The sequence below is a fragment of the Micromonospora sp. NPDC051227 genome, assembly GCF_044455385.1.
In the GTDB taxonomy this organism is placed as follows: Bacteria; Actinomycetota; Actinomycetes; order Mycobacteriales; family Micromonosporaceae; genus Micromonospora.
Map to the genome: position 1 here is coordinate 128,743 of NZ_JBITET010000008.1, position 17,605 is coordinate 146,347.

General features: G+C 71.2%; 17 protein-coding genes. 4 read left to right on the top strand and 13 right to left on the bottom strand.

The annotated features are described in order from the left end of the window. The first annotated feature begins 219 nt into the window (after positions 1-219). Both ACIA47_RS20730 and ACIA47_RS20735 read left to right on the top strand, forming a co-directional pair. The gene (locus tag ACIA47_RS20730; RefSeq protein WP_203119091.1) at positions 220-1,002 is read left to right on the top strand and encodes a 3-hydroxybutyrate dehydrogenase; all 783 of its coding nucleotides are present in this window, start codon (positions 220-222) and stop codon (positions 1,000-1,002) included. Between the two features lie 14 nt (positions 1,003-1,016). After that, on the top strand, positions 1,017-2,936 hold the full coding sequence (locus ACIA47_RS20735) for a helix-turn-helix domain-containing protein (protein WP_145795539.1): 1,920 nt from the start codon (positions 1,017-1,019) through the stop codon (positions 2,934-2,936). Between the two features lie 46 nt (positions 2,937-2,982). On the opposite strand, the gene ACIA47_RS20740 is transcribed toward ACIA47_RS20735, so the two are convergent. From ACIA47_RS20740 to ACIA47_RS20775, 8 genes are all read right to left on the bottom strand, one after another. Continuing rightward, positions 2,983-3,591, bottom strand: a complete 609-nt coding sequence (locus ACIA47_RS20740) for a TetR/AcrR family transcriptional regulator (protein ID WP_196922278.1) — start codon at positions 3,589-3,591, stop codon at positions 2,983-2,985. An 11-nt stretch (positions 3,592-3,602) separates the two neighbouring features. Next, positions 3,603-5,171, bottom strand: a complete 1,569-nt coding sequence (locus tag ACIA47_RS20745; protein ID WP_203119093.1) for an MFS transporter — start codon at positions 5,169-5,171, stop codon at positions 3,603-3,605. Positions 5,172-5,255: 84 nt separating this feature from the next. Next, positions 5,256-5,927 carry a transcriptional regulator gene (locus ACIA47_RS20750; protein WP_396709920.1) on the bottom strand — a complete coding sequence of 224 codons (672 nt, stop codon included), beginning with the start codon at positions 5,925-5,927 and terminating at the stop codon, positions 5,256-5,258. Between the two features lie 78 nt (positions 5,928-6,005). Then, complete coding sequence (locus tag ACIA47_RS20755; protein ID WP_396709922.1) at positions 6,006-7,019, bottom strand: branched-chain amino acid ABC transporter permease; 1,014 nt, start codon at positions 7,017-7,019, stop codon at positions 6,006-6,008. Further along, positions 7,016-7,897 (bottom strand): branched-chain amino acid ABC transporter permease, encoded by an 882-nt coding sequence (locus tag ACIA47_RS20760; protein WP_396709924.1) that lies wholly within the window; start codon positions 7,895-7,897, stop codon positions 7,016-7,018. Before ACIA47_RS20760 ends, ACIA47_RS20755 begins: the two co-directional genes overlap by 4 nt. 13 nt (positions 7,898-7,910) lie before the next feature. Continuing rightward, the gene (locus ACIA47_RS20765) at positions 7,911-9,161 is read right to left on the bottom strand and encodes an ABC transporter substrate-binding protein (RefSeq protein ID WP_396709926.1); all 1,251 of its coding nucleotides are present in this window, start codon (positions 9,159-9,161) and stop codon (positions 7,911-7,913) included. Between the two features lie 51 nt (positions 9,162-9,212). Then, positions 9,213-9,905: an ABC transporter ATP-binding protein gene (locus ACIA47_RS20770; RefSeq protein WP_396709928.1), complete on the bottom strand. Its 693-nt coding sequence runs from the start codon at positions 9,903-9,905 to the stop codon at positions 9,213-9,215. Then, a complete protein-coding gene (locus tag ACIA47_RS20775) occupies positions 9,892-10,653 on the bottom strand; it encodes an ABC transporter ATP-binding protein (RefSeq protein WP_396709930.1) in 762 nt (253 codons plus the stop codon). The genes ACIA47_RS20770 and ACIA47_RS20775 overlap by 14 nt, the downstream gene beginning before the upstream one ends. A 223-nt stretch (positions 10,654-10,876) precedes the next feature. On the opposite strand from ACIA47_RS20775, the gene ACIA47_RS20780 reads away from it, so the two are divergent. Continuing rightward, positions 10,877-11,734, top strand: a complete 858-nt coding sequence (locus ACIA47_RS20780) for an SPFH domain-containing protein (protein ID WP_396709932.1) — start codon at positions 10,877-10,879, stop codon at positions 11,732-11,734. Positions 11,735-11,788: 54 nt separating this feature from the next. Here the strand turns inward: ACIA47_RS20780 and ACIA47_RS20785 are convergent, their stop codons facing one another. Both ACIA47_RS20785 and ACIA47_RS20790 read right to left on the bottom strand, forming a co-directional pair. Beyond that, complete coding sequence (locus ACIA47_RS20785) at positions 11,789-13,165, bottom strand: permease prefix domain 1-containing protein (protein WP_396709934.1); 1,377 nt, start codon at positions 13,163-13,165, stop codon at positions 11,789-11,791. Further along, the gene (locus ACIA47_RS20790; protein WP_091401794.1) at positions 13,162-13,527 is read right to left on the bottom strand and encodes a PadR family transcriptional regulator; all 366 of its coding nucleotides are present in this window, start codon (positions 13,525-13,527) and stop codon (positions 13,162-13,164) included. The genes ACIA47_RS20785 and ACIA47_RS20790 overlap by 4 nt, the downstream gene beginning before the upstream one ends. 152 nt (positions 13,528-13,679) lie before the next feature. Here ACIA47_RS20790 and ACIA47_RS20795 point away from each other — a divergent pair, with 152 nt between their 5' ends. Beyond that, positions 13,680-13,967: a hypothetical protein gene (locus tag ACIA47_RS20795; protein ID WP_030488337.1), complete on the top strand. Its 288-nt coding sequence runs from the start codon at positions 13,680-13,682 to the stop codon at positions 13,965-13,967. Between the two features lie 128 nt (positions 13,968-14,095). Here ACIA47_RS20795 and ACIA47_RS20800 read toward each other — a convergent pair whose 3' ends face one another. The 3 genes from ACIA47_RS20800 to ACIA47_RS20810 form a co-directional block, all read right to left on the bottom strand. Further along, on the bottom strand, positions 14,096-15,271 hold the full coding sequence (locus tag ACIA47_RS20800; protein ID WP_396709937.1) for an alcohol dehydrogenase catalytic domain-containing protein: 1,176 nt from the start codon (positions 15,269-15,271) through the stop codon (positions 14,096-14,098). Beyond that, positions 15,268-16,722: an aldehyde dehydrogenase family protein gene (locus ACIA47_RS20805; RefSeq protein WP_396709939.1), complete on the bottom strand. Its 1,455-nt coding sequence runs from the start codon at positions 16,720-16,722 to the stop codon at positions 15,268-15,270. The genes ACIA47_RS20800 and ACIA47_RS20805 overlap by 4 nt, the downstream gene beginning before the upstream one ends. A 74-nt stretch (positions 16,723-16,796) precedes the next feature. Then, positions 16,797-17,453, bottom strand: coding sequence for a TetR/AcrR family transcriptional regulator C-terminal domain-containing protein (locus tag ACIA47_RS20810; protein WP_203119106.1), 657 nt, complete (start codon positions 17,451-17,453; stop codon positions 16,797-16,799). Between the last annotated feature and the right edge of the window lie 152 nt (positions 17,454-17,605).

Genomic DNA, 17,605 nt, shown 5'->3' on the forward strand with positions numbered 1-17,605 from the left:
GACTGTGGCGGACAAGCGCGACAGGCGACGGACAGCCGGCGACGACAGCAGAAACCGGACAACCACGCGGCAGGCAGCGGGCGGACCGCGACGCGGCGGGCGGGTCGGAGGGCGGATGGCCGCGTGCGGCTGGGGCCGGCGGGACCACACAGCTTTGGTGCGGAGTATGTGTCGCTGGCCCATGTGCCGGGGAGCACACAGCTCGTAACTTCTTGCGCCATGACGGCAGAACCCGTGGTGGTCCCCCACGTCGTACAGGTCGACCTCTCCGGTCGGACCGCCCTGGTCACCGGCGGCGGCGGCGGAATCGGGCGGGCGTGTGCCCTGCGGCTGGGCGCGGCCGGCGCCAAGGTGATCGTGGTGGACCGCAACCTGGAGGCGGCCAAGGCGGTGGCTGCCGAGGCCGGTGGCCGGGCCGAGGGCGTGGACCTGTCCGACGCCGCGGCGGTGGATTCACTCGACGTGGACGTGGACATCGTGGTGAACAACGCCGGGCTCCAGCACGTCGCGCCGTTGCAGGACTTTCCCGTCGAGCGTTTCGAGTACATCCAGCGGGTGATGGTGGAGGCGCCGTTCCTGCTGATCCGCCGGGCGCTGCCGCACATGTACGCGCGGGGCTGGGGGCGGATCGTCAACATTTCTTCGGTGCACGGGTTGCGTGCCTCGCCGTACAAGGCGGCCTACGTCTCGGCCAAGCACGCTCTGGAGGGGCTGTCGAAGGTGGTCGCGTTGGAGGGCGCCGCGCACGGGGTCACCGCCAACTGCATCAACCCGGCGTACGTGCGTACCGCGCTGGTGGAGAGCCAGATCGCCGACCAGGCGGCCAGTCACGGCATCGACGAGGCCGAGGTGATCGAGAAGATCATGCTGGCCCGGGCCGCGATCAAACGGTTGATCGAGCCGGAGGAGGTGGCCGAGCTGCTGGCGTACCTCTGCTCGCCGCCGGCGGCGTTCATCACCGGGACGTCGATCGCCCTCGACGGGGGCTGGACGGCCAACTAGTGGGGCTGAGCACAATGTCGACCATGTCTTCTCCGGTGGAGTTCCTGGAGCTGCTCGCCCGAGAGGCCGCGGCGGTCGAGTTCGAGGGACCGCTGGTGGCCGCGCGGGCCGCCGGGCTGCCACCGGACCGGCTGGCCGAGCTGGAGCAGGCCAAGTCGGTGGCGTTGCGGGTCCGCGCGCTGCTGGAGCGTCGCCGCCGCCGGGAGAGCGAGCTGTCCGGCCTGTACGACACGGTCAGCGACCTGGCCGGGCTGCGCGATCTGGACGACGTGTTGCGAGCGATCGTGCACCGGGCCCGTCACCTGTTGGGCGCGGACGTGGCGTACATGACGCTCAACGACGACGAGCGTGGCGACACCTACATGCGGGTGACCGACGGGTCGGTCTCGGCCCGCTTCCAGCGGCTGCGCCTGCCGATGGGCGCTGGTCTCGGTGGTCTGGTGGCTCAGTCCGGTGCCCCCTACGTCACCGCCAACTACGGCGAGGACGCGCGCTTCCACCACACCGGCGAGATCGACGCCGGGGTGGGCGAGGAGGGTCTGGTGGCGATCCTGGGGGTGCCGCTGCGGCTCGGTTCGACCTCGATCGGGGTGCTCTACGCGGCCAACCGCTCGGCCCGGCCGTTCGTCCGGGAGGAGGTGGCGCTGCTGGTGTCGCTGGCCGCGCACGCCGCGGTGGCGATCGACACCGCCCGGCTGCTGACCGAGACCCGTTCGGCGTTGGCCGAGTTGTCGGCGGCGAACACCACCATCCGGGCGCACAGCAGCTCGGTGGAGCGGGCCGCGGCGGCACACGACCGGATGACCGCGCTGGTGCTGCGGGGCGGGGGTGTGGAGGACGTGGCGGCTGCGGTGACCGAGGTGCTGGGCGGCGCACTCCTGGCGCTGGACGCCGAGGGTCGCCTGCTGGCCCGGGTGGGTGAGATCGAGGAGCCGGACCGCGCGGACATCGTCGAGGCGGTGGCCGCGTCCCGGACCGAGGGGCGCAGCGTACGCCGGGGTCCGCTCTGGTACGCGGCGGTGGTGGCCGGCGCGGAGAACCTGGGCGCCCTGGTGCTGCGCCCGGACGACGAGTTGGTCGACGCCGACCAGCGCATCCTGGAGCGGGCGGCGTTGGTGACCGCGCTGCTGCTGCTGTTCCGCCGGACGGTCGCGGAGGCGGAGGGGCGGGTGCGTGGCGAGTTGCTGGACGACCTGATCGCCCGCCCGCTGCGCGACACCGACGCGCTGCGTAGTCGGGCTCGTCGGCTCGGAGTGGACCTGGACGCCCCGCACGTGCTGGTGGCGGTGGGCGACGACGCGATCGCCGCGACCGGCTCGGCTCGGCAGCGGGTGCTCTCCTGGGCCACCACGTACGCCTCGGCGCGCGGCGGGCTGGCCGCAGCGCGCGACGGCCGGGTGGTGCTGATGCTGCCGGGATTGGACGCGGGCGGCAGCGCCCGCGCGGTGGCCCGGGACCTGTCCAGGGTGACCGGTCGACCGGTGACCGCCGGGGCGAGTGGCCCGTCGAACACGCCGGCGGCTCTGGCCGGGACGTTCCAGGAGGCGGACCGGTGCCTGACGGCCCTGGGCGCGCTGGGCCGCGCCGGGCAGGGCGCGAGCACTGTGGAGTTGGGCTTCGTCGGGTTGTTGCTGGGCACGGTCGGTGACCGGGGCGAGAAGGACGTGACCGAGTTCCTCAGCGCCACCGTCGGGCCGGTGCTCGACTACGACGCCCGGCGCGGCACGGCTCTGGTGAAGACGCTGGAGGCGTACTTCGGGGTGGGTGGCAGCCTGGCCCGGGCCGCCGAGCAACTGCACGTGCACGTCAACACGGTTACCCAGCGGTTGGAGCGGGTCGGGCAGTTGCTCGGCGTCGACTGGCAGCGGCCCGAGCGGGCCCTGGAGGTGCAGCTCGCGCTGCGTCTGCACCGACTGCGCGCTCCGGCCGGCTGACCGACGCCGGCCGGCGGCACGAACGCCGCCGACCGAGCGCCCGACGTCAGCGGGCCCGGATGCCCTCCAGCACGGCGTCGACGACCCGTTCGGGCAGGGACTGCTCGTCCAGGTCCGGGTTCCACTGGAGCACCCGCTGGATCAGCATCGGCCCGGTGAGCAGCGCCATCGTCACCTCGACGTCGATGTCGGCGCGCAGCACGCCCTCGTCGATGCCGCGCCGCAGCACCTCGCGCATCAGCTGCCGCCGGGGCGAGATGATGTTCTGGTAGAGCTGGAACTGGTCGGCGCTGCGGTTCACGGCGGGGGCCAGGCAGGGCATGATCTTGGCTGCTCGCGGGTCGACGTTCTTGCCGATCGCGCCGACCAGCAGCACCAGGTCGTCGCGGACGGAGTGGCCCGCCGGCTGCGCCAGGACGCCCTTGAGTCGCCGCAACGCGTCCAGCAGCAACGCGTCCTTGCCGGCCCAGCGGCGGTAGATGGTGGCCTTGCCGACCCCGGCGCGGGTGGCGATCGCCTCGATCGAGAGCGCCTCGATGGTGCTGCCCTCGGCGAGCAGGTCGAGGGTGGCCTCGATGATCGCCTCGTCGGCGCGGATGCTCCGCGGTCGCCCGGGCGACCGCGGAGCATCGGCAGTGGACGTCATGTCCGCCATTCTCCCCGAACCTATGCCGTGCCGGCCAGCTCAGGCTCGGCGACCGGGGCCGCCGGGGCGACACTCGTGTCCTCCTTGCCCGGCATCCAGCGCAGCACCACGATGATCCCGAGTGCGGCGATCACCGCGGAGAGCCCGGCCGCCCAGTGCATGGCGGTGACGAAGGCGTCGTTGGCCGCCGAGATCAGCGCCGGCGCCGCCGGGCCGAGCTGGCCCGCCGCCGCGTACGCCCCGGAGATCGACTCGTTGGCCGCGTCCTGGGCCTGCGTGGGCAGACCGGTCAGCGCGTCGCCGATGTCGCTGCGGTAGACCGCGGAGAGCACCGAGCCGAGGACGGCCACGCCGAGCGCGCCGGCCACCTGGCGGATGGTGTTGCTGACCGCGGAGCCCACCCCGGCCTTCTCCCGGGGCAGCGCCGACATGATCGACTCGGTGGCCGGCGGCATGATGTTGGCCATCCCGGCGCCCTGGATGAGGAAGACGAGCAGCACGATCCAGATCGGGGTGGAGGCGCCGATGAAGACGAACGCGCCGAGTGACACCACGGTCAGCGCCAACCCGACGGTGGCGACGGCCTTACCGCCGTAGCGGCGGACCATGGCGGCGCTGCGCGGCGCGAAGACCAGCTGGGCGCCGGCGAAGGGCAGGAAGAGCAGACCGGTCTGCAACGGGCTGTAGTCGCGCACGAGTTGCAGGTAGAACGAGCCGAAGAACATCGAGCCCATCGCTGCGAAGAACACCAGGCCGACGATCGCGACCGGCGCGGCGAACCGGGGCACCTTGAACAGCCGGACGTCCAGCGACGGGTGGTCGCTGCGCCGCTCGTGCTGCACGAACCAGGCCAGCACCGCGACGCCGACCAGGATCGAGCCCCAGGCCACCGGCCGGCCGAAGCCGTGCTCGCCGCCGTCGATGATGCCGTAGGAGAGGGCGACCAGGCCGACCACGGAGAGCAGCACGCCGAGCACGTCGATCCGGCCGGGCCGCGGGTCACGCGACTCGGGGACCAGCAGCGCCACCAGAACCACGCCGGCAACGACCACCGGCACGTTGATCAGGAAGACCGAGCCCCACCAGAAGTGCTCCAGCAGCGCGCCGCCGAGGATCGGGCCGATCGCCACGGCGAGACCGACCGCGCCGGCCCAGACCCCGATGGCCCGACCGCGCTCGCGCGGGTCGAAGACGTTGGAGATGATCGACAAAGTCACCGGCATGATGGCCGCGCCGCCGACCCCCATCAGGGCGCGGGCCGCGATGAGCTGTCCGGGGCTCTGGGCGTACGCGGAGAGCAGCGACGCCAGGCCGAACAGCACCAGTCCGATCATCAGGAACCGCTTGCGGCCGGCGCGGTCGCCGAGCACCCCGAAGGTGAACAGCAGCCCGGCGAAGACGAGGGTGTAGGAGTTGATGGACCACTCCAGCTCACCCTGGCTGGCGCCGAGACCGTGCACCGGGTCGGCCAGGGTGCGCAGGGCGACGTTGAGGATCGTGTTGTCGAGGACGACCACGAGGAGGCTGATCACCAGCACCCCCAGGATCGCCCACCGCCTCGGGTGTCCGGTGTTGTTGTGCAGCTCCATGCCTGGCTTTCCCCCCACGCTGATCACCCGCGACGAAATACGATACGGGTCAGACTCGTAACGCGGGTCAGCCTACGACGCGTATTAACGATACGGCACCGATCCGTATCGTATGTGGTGGGCATCACGCCCCGGCAGGACCGCCAGGCAGGCGTCGACGGCGTCCGTCAACGTGCCGAGACGGACCGCCGGAGCGCCGAGCGGCTCGATCCAGCCCGGTCCCGCGCCGTACACCCGAAGGAGCGGAAAGTCCCGGGCGAAGCGCACCAGGCGGTACGCGCGGCCGGTGAGCGGCGTCTGCGACCAGAGCACGACGGTGCGCGGGTGGGCCCGGTACACCGCGCTGGTGAGCGCGGTCCAGGGCAGCGCGGGGCCGAGATTCAGACTGCCGCGGCCCTGCTCGCGCAGCGCGGCGGCCAGCGCCAGCAGACCCAGGCTGTGCGCCTCCTTCTCGGCGCCGGCCAGCAGCACCCCGCCGGTGGGCAGTGACCGGCCCGGCTCCCGGTGGTACGCGTCCAACCCGACCCGCACGCCCTCGCAGAGAGCGTGCTCGACGACGACCTTGGCGGCGCTCCGCCCCGACAGCCGGGCCAGCAACGGGCGACAGACCTGCTCCCAGAGCGCCGGCACGCCCCAGGCCTCGGCCAACTCCGACACCAGCGTCGCGACGGCGTTACCGTCCAGGTCCTCGGCAGCCAGTGACACCTGCTTGTGCGCGATCTCCACGGCTGCGGCCGGCATCGGATCGGTCAGCACCAGACGTACCCCCGGGTAGACGTTCTCTACCCGGGGGTTCGCTCGGCGGGCACCTGGCGGATGCGCCGTCGCGGGATTTCAGCGGCGGCGGGCCACCAGCCGGTGGGCCAACGCGGCGACGCTGCCCCAGATGCCGCGCCGGAACAGCACCACGACCAGGACGAAGATGCCGCCGGTAACCAGGCCGATCGCCTCGAACCCGGAGAACGACAGCCAGTCCTCCAGCCGGACCACGAGGGCAGCGCCGAGCACCCCACCCCAGAGGGTGCCGATCCCGCCGAGCACCACCACGATGACCGCCTTGCCGGAGGTGGTCCAGTGCAGCACGTCCAGCGAGACGAACCGGTGGCCGACCGCGAACAACCCGCCACCGAGGCCGGCGATGAACCCGGAGAGCACGAACGCGGTGAGCTTGTAGCGGTGCACCGGGTAGCCCAGCGCCCGCGCCCGCGCCGGGTTGTCCCGGATGCCGACCAGCACCCGACCGAACGGTGAGTGCACGATCCGCCAGGCGGCGGCGAGCCCGAGCAGCACGATCGGCAGGATCGCGTAGTAGAAGAAGTAGTCGTCGGTCAGATCCAGGCCGAAGAACGAACGGGGCACGCCCTGGAGGCCGTTCTCGCCCTGTGTCACCGAGCGCCACTCGTTGGCGACGTAGTAGACCATCTGCGCGAAGGCGAGGGTCACCATGGCGAAGTAGATGCCGGTCCGCTTGACCGCCAGGTACCCGATCGGCACCGCCAGCACGGCCGCGGCGAGGGCCCCGGCAAGCACCGCGAGGGGAAACGGCAGACCGGCGTGGATGGCCACCAGCCCGGTGACGTACGCGGAGGTGCCCCAGAACGCGGCGTGACCGAAGGACATCAGCCCGGTGAAGCCGAGCAGCAGATCCACCGCCACGGCGAACAGCGCCCAGCAGAGGATGTCCACCGCGACCGCCGGGTAGAGGCCGTTGGGCAGCCACGCCGCGACGGCCAGGCCGACGGCGAGCAGCGCGTACCGGACCCAGCCGGGGGCCCGGGCCACGGCGATCAGCCCGGACGGTGGTGTCGAGCGGGACGCGTCGGTGGGGGTGTCCACGGTGTTGGTCATGCGGGGGCCTCCTCCCGACCGAACAGGCCGGCCGGGCGCCAGAGCAGCACGCCGGCCATCACCACGAAGACGATCGTCTGCGAGACGAGCGGGAAGTTGGAGAGGTACGCCTCACCCCACGCCTGCACCAGCCCGATGCCGAAGCCGGCGGCGACCGACCCGAAGATCGAGCCCAGCCCGCCGATCACCACCACCGCGAACACCACGATGATCAGGTCCGCGCCCATCAACGGGTTGACCGCGCGCATGGGCGCGGCCAGCACACCGGCCAGGCCGGCCAGCCCGATGCCGAAGCCGAAGACCGGGGTCACCCACCGTCCGACGTCGATGCCGAACGCGCGGGTCAGATCCGGCCGCTCGGTGGACGCGCGGACCACCATGCCGATCCGGGTCCGGGTCAGCACCCACCACACCGCGACGCAGAGCAGCACCGCGAAGCCGAGGATGAAGACCCGGTACGTCGGGAAGTCGAACAGCCCGAAGTCGACCGACCCGCTCAGCAGCGACGGCGTCTCGTACGGGCTGGACTGCACGCCGTAGCGCAGTTTCACCAGGTCCTGAAGGATCAGCGTCAGACCGAAGGTGAGCAGGAAGTTGTAGAGCGGGTCCAGTTTGGTCAGCCGGTGGATCACCGCGCGTTCCAGCGCCATGCCGAGCAGACCCAACCCCACCGGCATGATCACCAGGGCGGCCCAGAACGGCACGCCCGCCTCGCTGAGCAGCACGTACGCCCCGAACGCGCCGAGCATGTAGAACGCGCCGTGGGCGAAGTTGACCACCCGCAGCATGCCGAAGATGACAGCGAGCCCGAGGGCGAGCAGGGCGTAGAACGCCCCACTCACCAACCCGTTGAACGTGTTCTGCGCGAATCCGCTCACAGCGCCCTCGCGCTCACAGCTTGCAGTCCGCCGAGGGCGCGCGGAACGCCTCCGCGGCGGGGATCGTCTTGAGCACCTTCACGTAGTCCCACGGCTCGGCGACCTCGGACTGCGGCTTCACCTGGGCCAGGTACGCGTCGTGCACCACCCGGTGGTCCTCGGCGCGGATCTTCCCGTTGCGCAGGAAGACGTCCTCGACCGTCTTGCCCTCCAGGCCCTTGACCACCGCGTCCGCGTCATCGGTGCCGGCGGCCTGCACCGCCTCCAGGTACTGCAACGCCGCGGAGTAGTTGGCGGCGTGCGCGAAGGTCGGCCGGGTGCCGGCCTTCTGCTGGAAGCGGTCGGCGAACTCCCGGTTCTTCGCGTCGAAGTTCCAGTACCAGGCGTCGGTGTACGTGGTGCCGGCCAGCGCGGCCGGGGTGAGCGAGTGGATGTCGGTGAGGAACATCAGCCCCACCGCCAGGCCGACGCCCTTGTCCCGCAGCTTGAACTCGTTGTACTGCTTTACCACGTTGACCAGCTCCGCGCCGGCCTGCATGGTGCCCAGCACGTCCGGCTTCGGGTTCAGGTTCGGTGCCTTGAGCAGGAAGGTGGAGAAGTCACCGCTGGTGTTCGGGAACGGCGCCCCGTCCTTGCCGACGACAGTGCCGCCGGCCGCCGTGATCGCGGTGGAGAAGCTCTTCTCCATGTCCTGACCGAAGGCGTAGTTCGGGTAGAGGATGTACCAGTTCTTGCCGATCTGCTCGGTGGTGGTCTTCCCGGTGCCGTTGGCCAGCATGTACGTGTCGTATGCGTAGTGGAAGGTGTACCTGTTGCAGCTCTTGCCGGTCAGGTCGGTGGTCGCCGCCCCGATGTTGAAGTAGAGCTTCTTCTTCTCCTTCGCCACGTCGGCGACCTTCAGTGCGGCCGACGAGGTGGGCACGTCCAGGATCAGGTCGACGCCCTTGCGGTCGTACATCTCCTGGGCCTTGGAGTTGGCCACGTCCGGCTTGTTCTGGTGGTCGGCGGTCTCCACTGTGATGTCGGTGGTCACCGCCCTGTCGCCGTACTTCGCTGTGAAGTCGGCGATGGCCATCTCCACCGCCGCCACCGAGTTCTTTCCGGACAACTCCGAGTACGCCCCGGACTGGTCGTTGAGCACGCCCAGCACGATCTTGTCGCCGGTCAGCTTCTGGTCGCCACTCGACTGGGGGCCGCCGCCGCCGCATCCGGCGACCAGCACCACCACGGCCGACGCCGCGGCCACACCCATCGTCCTGCGCATGCCCACTCCATCCATCCCACGCGTCGTCGCGCGGGTCGTCGTTGAGAAAATTCAGATGCCGAGGTACGCGAGCAGTTCGCGTTCGCGTGAACGCACCTCGGAGTTGTCCATCGCCTCGGCGACCCGGCCCTCGGCCAGCAGGTAGTGCCGGTCGGCGACACCGGTGGCGAAGTGCAGGTTCTGTTCGACCAGCAGCACTGTCACCCCGTGCCGCTTGGCCTCGCGCAGCAGGTCGCCGACCTGCTGCACCAGCAGTGGCGACAGCCCTTCGGTGGGCTCGTCGCAGAGCAGCAGTCGGGCGCCCATCCGCAGCACCCGGGCCAGCGCGAGCATCTGCTGCTCGCCGCCGGAGAGCATGGTGGCCGCCGAGTCCCGTCGGGTGTGCAGGGCCGGGAACGCCTCGTACACCCGCTCCAGCGACCACGGGTCGGGGCCGACAGTGGGTGGGAGCGTGAGGTTCTCGGTGACGGTCAACGTGGCGTAGCTGCCCCGGTCGTCCGGCACCCATCCCAGCCCCAGTCGGGCCCGTTTGTGCGCCGGCAGCCTGGTGATGTCCCGCCCGTCCAGCTCCACAGTGCCGCGCTGACCGGAATGCAGTCCCATCACGCAGCGCAGCAGGGTGGACTTGCCGGCACCGTTGCGGCCGACCAGGGTGACCACCTCGCCGGCGGAGACCTCGAGGCTGACGTCGCGCAGCACCTGCGCCTCGCCGTAGAAGGCGGACAGGTTCTCAATGCGCAGCATCGGCGACTCCCAGGTAGGCGGTGATCACACGCTCGTCGGCGCGGACCTGCTCGTACGGGCCCTCCACGAGGACCTTGCCGGCCTGGAGCACGGTGACGGTGTCGGCGAGCCGGCCGACCACGCTCATGTTGTGCTCGACCATCACCACGGTCCGGCCCTGGCGGACCCGACCGATCAGCTCCACGGTGCGGTCGACGTCCTCCAGGCCCATGCCCGCGGTCGGCTCGTCGAGCAGCAGCACCTTCGGGTCCAGCGCCAGGGCGATGGCCAGCTCCAGGGCGCGTTTGCGGCCGTACGCCAGGGACGCCGAGGGGGCGTGCGCCAGCTCGGCCAGCCCCACCATGGCCAGCAGTTCGTCGGCCCGCTCGGTGTAGCGGCCCATCAGCTTGGCCGACCGCCAGAACCGCCAGCCCAGCCCGCTGGGCGACTGCAGCGCCAGCGCGACGTGTTCGCGCGCGGACAGTTGGGGAAAGAGGCTGGTGATCTGGAACGAACGGGCCACACCAAGCCGGGCCACCCGCTCGGGGGGCAGCCCGGTGACGTCCCGCCCGGCCAGTTCGATCCGTCCACCACTGGGTCGCAGGAAGCCGGTGAGCAGGTTGAACAGGGTGGTCTTGCCCGCGCCGTTCGGGCCGACCAGCGCGTGCACGCTGTCCGACGCAACGTCGAGGTCGACGTCGTCGACCGCCCGGAAGCCCCGGAAGTCGCGGGTCAGCCCACGGGCCGACAGGAGCCCTTGCCCGGCCATCGCCTCATCCTCCGCACGTCGCGGCGACGGTCGGTTCGGTGACCGTGGTCACAGGCCCGTCGCGTGGACGAAACCTACGGCGGGCCGCCGGAGTCGAACCATGTCGATGGGCTCCATATTCGACACACGTTTGGCGTGCGCGAACTCCACTCCCCAACGCCGTCGACTTGACCAGACCCCCTAGGTTGATGATCCACACAGCCCACCGGAAGGTCCACACCCCATGCCCGTCGGCTTCACCATGGCGATCGTCTTCGCCGTCGCCCTGGCGGTCAGCGCCGTCGTCGCTCTCGTCGCTCCCGCACGGTCGCTCAAGCGGATGGCCGCCCTCGCGGCGCTCGGCTTTCTCGCCCTCACGCTGGTGGTCGGCGTCGCCTCCAGCGCCCACTCGGTGCCCATCCGCTCGGTCGGCATCGTCACCAGCTTCGGCAAGCCCACCGGTGAGGTGACCGGCTCGGGCCTGAAGTGGGTGGCGCCATGGCAGAAGGTCGGTGAGTGGGACGCGGGCCGGCAGAAGTACGACCACATCGGCGGCAACAACTGCGTACGTGTGCGCACCGGCACCCTCGCCGACGCCTGCGTCGAGGTGCTCGTCGAGTGGCAGGTCAAGCCGGAGAACGCGCCGAAGCAGTTCATGGACTACAAGGGCGAGTTCGGCAGCTTCCGGGGTCAGCGGGTGGGTGTGCAGCTCGACAGCGCGGTCAACGATGCCTTCGCCGCGTACAACCCGCTGGAGAAGATCGACGCCCAGACCGGCGACCTCAACGTCGACCTGAAGCCGTTCGCCGCGAACATCAAGACCAGCGCGGAGAGCCGCCTCGCCACCGACGTGGACATCCTCTCGGTGACCATCACCCGGGTGAACCACGACGACAAGACCGAGGGCAACATCAAGGCGTTCCAGGACAAGCTGGCGCAGACCCGCAACCTGGAGCAGGACCGCAAGAACGCCGAGATCTCCAAGCAGATCACCGAGACCAACGCGACTGTCGACAAGGTGACCCGTTGTCTGGAGATCGCGGAGAAGAACGGCGCGAACCCGGGGCTCTGCATCAACCCGGGCATCGTCACCGGCAAGTGACCACGAGCCGGCCCACCCGCTACGGGTGGGCCGGCTCGTGGGTCAAGGCCCCGCCTAGGCGAAGCTGAACAGCGGCGGGAAGACGAGGACCACGATCCAGGCCCAGGCGGCGTACACCGGCAGGTAGCCGGTCTGCCACCGTTCGAGCGTCGCGAACGGCGTGCGCCGACGGATGAAGGACAGCAGCAGCCACGCCGACCACGCGAGGTTGACCAGCAGGATCACGTTCTCGCCGAGCGCGGCCGCCCGGTTGGGCGTGCCGCCGTACTCGTCGGTGATGCGCCCGGTGATCTCCGCCAGCACCAGCACGTCGATGGCCAACGCGCTGACCACCAGAGCGAGTTGGAGTTTGTCGAACGGGCCGGGCGGGGCCAGCGGGTCACGGGCCGAGAGTGAGTAGAGCAGCAACCCCAGCACCACGACCAGCAGGAGGTCGAAGAGGAGCAGCGCCTCCCGCTCGACGTCGATGCCGTGGCTGGTCCAGACGACAGCGATGAGGAAGGCGAGCAGTGCGGCGGTGAAGAGCGGGGTGAACAGCCGGGTGAGGACCGGCGCGATGTTCTCGACAACGCTCTGCTTGGCCTCGACGAGCCACCCGGCCACCACGACCGCGGCCGCGGCGCCTCCGGGCAGCAGCCACTGCGAGATGAACGCCTCCGGGACGATCCCGATGGCCGCGAAGGTGTTGAACAGGAACGCGGAGAGCACGCCGCCACCGAGGGCCATCAGCACCAGGTAGATGAACCACTCGCCGGTGAATCTGATGAAGTCCATGCGTCGACGGGAGGAGCGCCAGTCGTCGGCGACATAGGCCAGGCCGACCACCAGCCACAGGGCGATGGGCAGGTGGATGCTGGTGACGACAACGGACTGCGAATCGTCCGCCAGGGGGTAGGCGTTGGCCGCCACGGCGCCGAGGACGAAGAGCACCGCCAGTGCCGCGATGACCGTCCGTCGGGCTCTCCGGCGCCAGGCCAGGTACGCCGCCAGCCAGGGCAGCGCGAACAGTGTGAAGTTCCGCGCGTAGAACGAGCCGTCGTCGGCGAAGCTCAGCCCGAACAGCGCCGGCACCTTGACGGACACCACAGCACCCGCCGCACAGCCGAGCATGACCCACAGGTCCCGGCGCGAGCGCGTGCCGCCGACCGGGCTGCCGGAGTCGCCGGTCAGCACCAACTGCTTCCATAACCGTTCGGAGTGTTCCCGGGCGAACTCGCGGGAGAGGTCGTCGAGGCTGCCCATTCGTTTCACCGCCACCAGGAACGCCTCGTCCGGGCTCAGGCCGGCGGCGACGAGCTCGTCGACGGAGCCGCGAAGGTGGTCTTCCAGTTCGTCGGCGTCCACCGCTTGCAGCTCCCGGCGGCGCAGCACGTACTGCCGCCACTGCTCGAACTGCGCTTCCAATCCCTGGGGCCCGTCGTGCGCCGTCATGCCAGGCCCTCCAACGGGTGCACCGTCAGCGGCGCGCGGTCGTGCCAGATCTCCTTGAGCGCGCCCACCACGGTGTCCCACTGCCGGCGCTGCTCGGCCAGCTCGGCCAGACCCCGGTCGGTGATGCGGTAGTACTTGCGCTTCCGCTCGCCGGCGACCGCCTGCCAGCTCGACTCCAGGTGACCGAGGCGCTCGAGCCGGTGCAGTAACGGGTAGAGCAGCCCTTCGGTCCAGTCCAGCTCACCCCCGGACAGCTCGTTGATCCGCCTGAGGATGGCGTAGCCGTAGCTCTCACCCTCGGCCAGGATGCCGAGCACCATCGGCGTCGCCGAGGCGGCGACCAGATCTTTGGCGACCTTCATGAAACCCCCCGCTTCCAAACCTAGAGGTACGATGCATAGTACCGCTAGGTATAGCTCCCGGCGCAAGGTCCCGGGACGAGAGGTCAGCCGAATCGCCGTTCCGGGCAGCTGTGGTGCCGCGAACGGCATGGTCCGGGTTAGCCTTGGCGCATATGGCTACCTTTCGCAGCGCCTCAGTGCTCCTTTCCTCAGACGGCACCAGGACCCCCGGCACCGCCGCGCTCTTCGCCGAGCCGGCCCGTAGGGGCGGAATTCCGCCCTGGGCAGGCGACTTCCGACCCGCCAACAGCGCCGGCAACGGCCCCAAGAACGCGGTCGGAAAGACATTCACCTTGGAGCTGCCCGACGGCAGCACCGGCAAGGTCGTGGTCCAGGGCCTCAAGAGCGGCAAAGGCGGTGTCGTGCTGGCGCTGATGGGCGAGGACGCCCCACCCTTCTGACCAGTCGCCCCGGCCTCGTTGCCCGGGTGCCCAGGGTTGGCCCTTCCCGGGTCGACCCAGGGCACCTGGCCAACCACGCCACCGCTGCGAAGCCGCACCACGCTCCGAGCTCCCGGCTGTGACCAGCGTCAGTCCAGGGTGACCACCCAGCGGGCGCCCTCGCCCCGGGCCAGCCGGTCGAACGCCGCGGGCGCCTCGTCCAACGGAACCGTCCCGCTGACCAGCACCCCCAGATCCAGTGTGCCGTCGGCTAGTTCGGCGGCCAGCACCGGCACCTCCCGGTCCGGATCGGACGAGCCGTACACCGAGGAGCGCAGCGTGCGCGCGGAGTGAAAGATGTCCAGCGCACCGAGGCTGACCATGTCGTCCTTGGCGCCCATGCCGACCACTGTCACCGCTCCCCCACGCCGGGTCAGCCGCCAGGCGGCGCGGATGGTGGCCGCCCGACCGACGCACTCGAAGGCGTGGTCGACGCCGCGGCTCTCGGTGCGCGCCCGTACCTCCTTGGAGAGCCGGTCGTCGGAGAGCAGGAAGTCGGTCGCCCCGGCGGCGAGCGCCAGGTCCCGCTTCGCCTCGGCGACGTCGATGGCCAGGATCGTCGTGGCACCGGCCCGGCGGGCCGCGCTGAGCACGGCGAGCCCGACCCCACCGAGCCCGACGACCGCGACCGACTCGCCGGGCGTCACCCGGGCGGTGTTCCGGACCGCGCCGACGCCGGTGAGCACCGCACAGCCGAGCAGTGCGGCCTGCTCGGGTGGCAGCCCGGCGGGGATCGGGATGACGGCACGCTCCGGTACCACGACCGCCTCGGCGAGCGCGCCGAGACCGAGGGTCAGGTGCAGCGGGACCCCGTCGTCGGTCTCGCCGCGCGCCACGGTCGGGGCCGTGGTGTCGGCGCAGAGCCACGGCTCGCCGCGCCGACACCACCAGCAGGCCCGGCAGGCCGGTGCCCAGTTGAGCACTACCGGCGTGCCGACGCTCAGCTGACTGCCCGGCCCGACCTCGGCCACCACGCCGGTCGCCTCGTGCCCGAGCACCAGCGGGAACCTCGCGGCGAGGGTGCCGTTGACCATGGACAGGTCGGAATGGCAGACACCGGCCGCCCTGATCGTCACCCGCACCTCGCCGGGGCCGGGCGCGGGAAGGCGTACCCGCTCGACCCGCAGCTCGGCGCCGGACCCGCGCGCGACCAGCGCGCGAACAATGACCGGCGCGGACGCCGGCTCGGTGCCGCCACCCGGCACGGCCGGGGACAGTCCGGTGCCGCCTGTGGCCGCAGTCGGGGACAGCTCGGAGTCGGTCATCGCTGGATCGCCTTCAGCTCGCAGAACTCGGCCAGCCCGTGCACACCCAACTCCCGGCCCAGGCCGGACTGCTTGTAGCCGCCGAACGGGGCGAGCGGGTTGAACGGCGCACCGTTGATGTCGACAGCGCCGGTGCGCAGCCGCCGGGCGACGGCGAGCGCCGCGTCGGTGTCGGCGGACCAGACCGCGCCGGCCAGCCCGTACCTCGAGTTGTTGGCGATGGCGACCGCCTCGTCGGTGTCGGCGAACGGGATGACGGCGAGCACCGGGCCGAAGACCTCCTCCTGGGCGAGCGCGCTGTCGGGGTGCACGTCGGCGAAGACGGTCGGGGCGACGAAGTGCCCCCGGGCCGGCACCGGGGCGTCGGGCCCGCCGGCGACCAGCCGGGCGCCGTCGGCGAGGGCCCGGTCGATGTGGCCACGCACCCGCTCGGCCTGGGCGGCGGAGACCAGCGGGCCGAGCCGGGTCGCCGGGTCGAACGGGTCGCCGAGGCAGTAGCCGGCCACCGCCGTGGCGATCAGGTGGAGGGCCTCGTCGTACCGGTCGCGGTGCACGAGCATCCGGGTCCAGGCGGTACAGGTCTGCCCGGAGTTGAGCAGGGCGTTGCCGACGCCCACCTTGACGGCGGTGGCCAGGTCGGCGTCGGGGAGGATCACGTTGGCGGACTTGCCGCCCAGCTCCAGCGCGACCCGGGCGATCCGGTCGGCGGCGAGCCGCATGATTCGCGCGCCGGTGGCGGTGGAGCCGGTGAAGGAGACCAGGTCGACGTCGGGATGCCGGGCGAGCGCCTCACCGGCCACCGGCCCGGTGCCGGGGACCAGGTTGAGCACGCCCGGCGGCAGGCCGGCTTCGGTGACCGCGTCGAAGAGCAGGTACGCGGTCAACGGGGTCAGCTCGCTGGGTTTGAGCACCACAGTGCAGCCGGCGGCCAGGGCGGGTGCGAGCTTCGCCATCACCTGGTGCAGTGGGTAGTTCCACGGGGTGATAGCGCCGACCACGCCGATCGGCTCGCGGACGACGAGGGAGTTGCCGATGCTCTCCTCGACCGGCGCGCGGGCGGCGAGCGCGACGTGGTCGCGCAGCACGGTCAGTGGGAGCCCGACCTGCACCCGGGTGGCGAGCTTGAGCGGCGAACCCAGCTCCACGGCGATGGTGCGGGCGAGGTCGTCGGCGCGGGCGGTGAGCGCCGCGTGCAGCCGGTCGAGGTGGGCGGAGCGCTCGGCGGGGGTGGCGGCCGACCAGCCGGGAAACGCGGCCCGGGCCGCGGCCACGGCGCGATCCACGTCGGCCGGGGTGCCGGCCGGCACCTGCCCGATCAGCTCTCCGGTGCTCGGGTTCTCCACGTCGATGAAACCGGCCTCGGCGGGAGGCGTCCACTCCCCGCCGACGTGCAGGTGGCGCCGGAGGCGCAGGGAGTCGGGTAACAGCGACGGCGGCGCGGCGAGGTCCATGTCGTCCCTTCGGAGGTGGGCGATGGCGACGGGGGTCGCGACCGGCGATGAAACTAGCGCTGGAAGTTTGGACGCTACCCGCTGGGCCGGGCGGACTCCACCGTGTCGACGGTGCGGGTGTACTCGGCGGCCAGACCGTGCAGCAGGGCGTCCAGGCCGAGGGCGAAGGCGCCCTCGTCCACGCTCTGCTGGTGTTCGGCGAGCCGGTGGGCCTGGCGCAGGTGCGGGTAGTGCGCCGCGTACAGCTCCGGGTCCTCGACGAAACCGCGGGCGAACGAGCCGAGCGCGGACCCGGCCACGAAGTAACGCAGCGCCGCGCCGATGTGGGTGGCGCGGGCCGGTGGCCAACCGGCCCGGACCAGCCCGCCGTAGACCGCGTCGGCCATGGCGAGGGCGGCCGGTCGGCGACCCGGCCCCTGCGCCAGGTACGGCACGATGTTCGGGTGCGCGGTGAGCGCCCGCCGGTAAGACCACGCCCAGTCCCGCAGCGCCGCGAGCCAGTCCCGGCTGGCGAAGCCGCTGGTGTCGACGGCACCGGTGACCGTGTCGGCGACCGCGTCGAGGATCTCGTCCTTGGTGGCGAAGTGGTTGTAGAGCGAGGGGCCCTGTACGCCGAGCGCGGCGGCGAGTCGGCGGGTGGAGAGCGCGCCGAGCCCGTCGGCGTCGATCAGCGCGAGCGCCGTCTCGACGATCCGGTCGCGGGTGAGCAGAGGCCGTCGAGGTCGGGGCACGTCAGAACTCCTCGGTCTGCGGTGTCCCTCCCCGTGGGAACCACCTGTTCACGCACCCTATCGGGGACCGCCTGCGGGCAGGCGTCACCACGTCGGCCGGAGAAGGGGTCTGGACGAATGAAAACTTACACCGCTAGTTTATGAGGGACCGC